We start from the raw sequence: 3,609 nt of genomic DNA, 5'->3' as shown, positions 1-3,609 counted from the left end.
CGGCCGCCTCAATCTCCTCGTCTGTCAGTGTAGCGGCGCCGCTTGAAAGCACCAAGCGCACGGCCAGGCTTTTTTCGCCAAGCTGCATGCTCGCGCTTGCTTGCTGCGGCCTATAGACGTCAAACAGCGTTGCCCCCTTGAGCAAACCTTGCGTATTGGCGCCATGGATGGCCGACATCAGCGCGGCATGGCTGACACCCTCTGCCACGATGACAGCGATATCACGCTCTACAGGTTGTAGCTTGCTGACCGGCTTGAACTCAGGCACCGGCCGTTGCAGCACGGCATCCAGTTCCAGCTCAAACAGAAGCGGCGCCTGGGCCAGGTCGTAACCCTGGCGCCATTGCGGGTGCAGCTCCCCTACAAAGCCGATCGACTTGCCGCCTACAGACACGCTCGCGCAGCGGCCGGGGTGCATGGCGGGGTGCGCCGCCGGCGCAAAGACAGCCTGAAGCGGCGCGAGCAAAGCCTCCACGTCGCCCTTGATGTCGAAAAAATCCGCGCCCTTGTCAGGCTGGCTCCAGTTCAGTGTCGCCCGCGGGCCATAGGCCAGGCCAGCCACACGCATGGGCTGGTTAAAGCCCGCCACCGTGGTGTCGGTGTTCTGGACATCTGCGTCACGCAGGAAAACGCGGCCCAGTTCAAACACGTTCACGCGGGCGGCCTTGCGGTCCAGGTTGAACTTGAGTACCTGCAGCAGCGAGCCCAGAAGTGAGCTGCGCATGACACTCATCTGGCTGGCAATCGGGTTGAGCAGCTTGATGGGATTCGGGTTGCCGGCGAGCTCATGCTCCCAGCGCTCTTCCACAAAACTGAAGTTAATGGTTTCCTGGTAGCCCAACGAGGCCAGTGCGCGGCGTACAGCAGAAGGGCTGCGCCCGGATTCGAGGGGCAGCCGCGCCGTGATGGGCGCCAGCGGCGGCGTGTCGGGCAGCTGGTTGTAGCCCACCATGCGCACCACTTCTTCGATGAGATCTTCCTCGATCTGCAAGTCGAAGCGGTAGCTTGGAGGCATCACGGTCAGCGTGCCCTCTCCCTGCGTCACAGGCAAGCCCAGGCGCTGGAGCGCATCCTGGCACTGCGCCTGCGTGAGCGGCATGCCGATCACCTTGGCGGCGCGCGCGACGCGCAAGATAACAGGCGCAGCCTTGGGCACATTGACCTGCTGGTCGTCCATGGGGCCGCAAACGGTTTCCGGCGTGCCGCAGATGTCGATGATCAGCTGGGTGATCCGCTCGATGTGCTCCACAGTCTGCCCGGGGTCAACGCCGCGCTCAAAACGGTGGCCCGCATCGGTCGAAAAGTTATAGCGGCGTGAGCGGCCGGCGATGGCCTTCGGCCACCAGAACGCGGCCTCAACGTAGACGTGTTTTGTGTCATCAGACACTGAGGTTGCGTCGCCGCCCATGATGCCGGCCAGCGACTCAACCTGCGCGTTGTCGGCAATCACACCGACCTTTTCGTCCACTGTCACGGTGTTGCCGTTGAGCAGCTTGAGCGTCTCGCCAGGCTTGCCCCAGCGGACGTCGAGGCCGCCATGGATCTTGTCGAGGTCAAAGATGTGCGAGGGACGGCCCAGCTCGAACATCACGTAGTTGGAGATGTCAACCAATGCGGTCACGCTGCGCTGGCCGCAGCGGGCCAGGCGATCGACCATCCATTGCGGTGTGGCGGCCTTTGTATTGACGTTGCGCACCACACGCCCGGAAAAACGGCCGCACAGGTCGGGGGCGCTGATCTTGACCGGCAGCTTCGTGCTGTCGGTAGCTTTCACGGAGGAAATGGTCGGCGTCTTCAGCGGAGCCCCTGTGAGCGCAGCCACTTCGCGCGCGACGCCGAAAACGCTCAGGCAGTGCGCCAGGTTAGGCGTGAGCTTGAGTGTGAACAGCGTGTCGTCGAGCTTCAGGTGCTCACGGATGTCCTGGCCCAGCGGCGCATCGGCGGCCAGTTCGAGCAAGCCGCCGTGGTCTTCGGAGAGCTTGAGTTCGCGCGCGGAGCACAGCATGCCCTGGCTTTCCACGCCGCGCAGTTTGCCGACCTTGATCAGAAAAGGCTTGCCGTCTTCGCCGGGAGGCAATTCGGCGCCCACCAGCGCGCAAGGAACCTTGATGCCCAYGCGGGCATTGGGCGCGCCGCAGACGATGTTGAGCAGGCTGCCCTGCCCCACATCCACCTGGCAGACGCGCAGGCGGTCAGCATCCGGGTGCTGAACGGCTTCCTTAATTTCGCCGACCACGATTTTGGTAAAGGGCGGCGCCACCGGCTTGAGCTCTTCGACCTCCAGGCCGGCCATGGTGAGGGTATCGGCGAGCTGCTGGGTCGTCAAAGGCGGGTTGCAGAGTTCGCGCAACCAGGATTCTGGGAATTGCATGGTCTAACCTTGTTTTTCTTGTTCTTGTATTTCAGGACTGAAACTGGGAGAGGAAGCGGATGTCGCCGTCGAAGAAGAGACGCAGGTCGTTGACGCCATAGCGCAGCATGGTCAGGCGGTCCGGCCCCATGCCGAAGGCAAAGCCGATGTACTTCTCGGGATCCAGTCCCATATTGCGCACCACGTTCGGGTGCACCTGGCCCGACCCGGCGACTTCCAGCCAGCGGCCGGCGAGCGGGCCGGTCTGGAACTGGATATCTATCTCGGCGCTGGGTTCCGTGAACGGGAAAAAACTGGGGCGAAAGCGCAGCACCAGGTCGTCGCTTTCGAAGAAGGTACGGCAGAAATCCGTGAAGACGAACTTGAGGTCCTTGAAGCTCACGTTCTCGCCAATCCACAAGCCTTCGCACTGGTGGAACATGGGCGAATGGGTTGCGTCGCTGTCCACGCGGTAAGTGCGGCCCGGCGCGATGACGCGTATCTCGGGCATGCGGCCGCCAGCATCAATGAGCGCACGATGCTTTTTGACGTGCTGCACCGCATAGCGGATCTGCATAGGGCTGGTGTGGGTGCGCAACAGGTTGGGCGCGGCCTCGGTGCCGCCTTCGACATAAAAAGTGTCGTGCATCGAACGCGCCGGATGGTCTTCGGGCGTATTGAGCGCAGTGAAATTGAACCAGTCGGTTTCGATCTCGGGGCCTTGGGCCACGTCGAAACCCATGGAGCCGAAAATACCCTCAATGCGCTCCAGCGTCAGTGACACCGGATGCAAGCCCCCCTGCGTGCGCTGGCGGCCGGGCAGGCTCACGTCGAGCGCTTCCGCCTTGAGCTGCTTTTGCAGTTCGGCGTCAGCCAACGCCTGCCGCCGCTCGGTCAACGCCGTTTCAATCGCCTGCTTGGCTAGGTTGATAGCGGCGCCACGCGACTTCTTCTCTTCGACGCTGAGCGCTGCCATGCCTTTCATCAACTCGGTCACGCGGCCGGTTTTTCCCAGGAACTGCGCCTTGGCGTTTTCCAGGTCAGCGGGCGTGTTCGCCTGCGCAAAACTGGCTTGGGCGCTGCTGACCAGTTCTTGGAGGGCATCGGGTTGGGTCATACGTTCTCTTGTTCGAAATACAAAATAGCGAAGCGCTTTCGGCAGCACCTTTGCTCCGGGAGTACTGCAGGAGGGCCATGAAAAAGGGCCAGAGCCTTTTCAAGCCCCAGCCCTTTATTTTCTTGCGCAAGCAGCTATTGAT

The 3,609-nt window shown here is 62.2% G+C and carries 2 protein-coding genes; both read right to left on the bottom strand.

Annotated elements, in window-relative coordinates:
• On the bottom strand, positions 1–2,371 hold a 2,371-nt coding region (pheT, locus tag AC1D0Z_RS17750), incomplete at its 3' end, for a phenylalanine--tRNA ligase subunit beta (RefSeq protein WP_477659521.1).
• A 31-nt stretch (positions 2,372–2,402) separates the two neighbouring features.
• The gene (gene pheS / locus AC1D0Z_RS17745) at positions 2,403–3,467 is read right to left on the bottom strand and encodes a phenylalanine--tRNA ligase subunit alpha (RefSeq protein ID WP_477659520.1); all 1,065 of its coding nucleotides are present in this window, start codon (positions 3,465–3,467) and stop codon (positions 2,403–2,405) included.
• Between the last annotated feature and the right edge of the window lie 142 nt (positions 3,468–3,609).

Source organism: Polaromonas sp. P1_E3 (assembly GCF_056405935.1).
The sequence above is the reverse complement of the archived record's forward strand: the minus strand, read 5'-3'. Positions and strand labels throughout refer to the sequence as shown.

What these genes read in the sequence shown, in the direction of transcription:
- pheS (WP_477659520.1), bottom strand. Translation starts at nt 3,467, where the DNA reads ATGACCCAACCCGATGCCCTCCAAGAACTGGTCAGCAGCGCCCAAGCC.